At 75.8% G+C, this 649-nt stretch carries 1 protein-coding gene; it reads right to left on the reverse strand.

Translation table 11 applies throughout. The features are described 5' to 3' along the window. Positions 1-649: sugar phosphate isomerase/epimerase family protein (locus C1I97_RS38480; protein ID WP_111007415.1), on the reverse strand; the 649-nt coding region annotated here is incomplete at both ends.

Here is a 649-nt window from a genome sequence, read left to right on the forward strand (position 1 = left end):
GTTCCACGACGGTCAGGTCCTGGTAGCCGGTGGCGGCCAGGGCCTCGAGGACGGGCGGGAAGTCGATCTCGCCGTCCCCGAGGGGCAGGTGTTCGTGGACGCCGCGGCGCATGTCCTCGATCTGGACGTGCTTGAGCCAGGGCGCGGCGGCGCGGACGCAGTCGGCGGGCGGGAGCGGTTCGAGGCACTGGCAGTGGCCGATGTCGAGGGTCAGGCCGAGGTGCCCGGGGTCGCCGAGGAGGCGGCGCAGGTGGTGGAAGTCGGCGAGGGTGGCGAGGAGGTGGCCCGGCTCGGGTTCCACGGCAAGGGGGACGCCGGCGGCACCGGCCGCCTCCAGGACGGGGGCCAGGGACTCGGCCAGCCGCTTCCACGCCGTGTCCTGGTCGGTGCCGGGCGGGATGATGCCGCTGAAGCAGTGCACGGCGTGGGCGCCCAGGTCGGCGGCCACGCGTACCGCCCGGAGCAGCAGGTCGGCACGGCGGGCGCGGTCCCCGGGGTCCGCGTCCAGGAGGGAGGGGCCGTGTTTGCGGCGCGGGTCGAGCACGTAGCGGGCGCCCGTCTCCACAGTGACCTCCAGGCCGAGCGCGTCCAGCCGGTGCGCGATCCGGCTGGTGCGGGTGGCGAGGTCGGGGGCGAGCGGGTCGAGGTG

It is taken from the genome of Streptomyces sp. NTH33, assembly GCF_003236365.1.
In the GTDB taxonomy this organism is placed as follows: Bacteria; Actinomycetota; Actinomycetes; order Streptomycetales; family Streptomycetaceae; genus Streptomyces.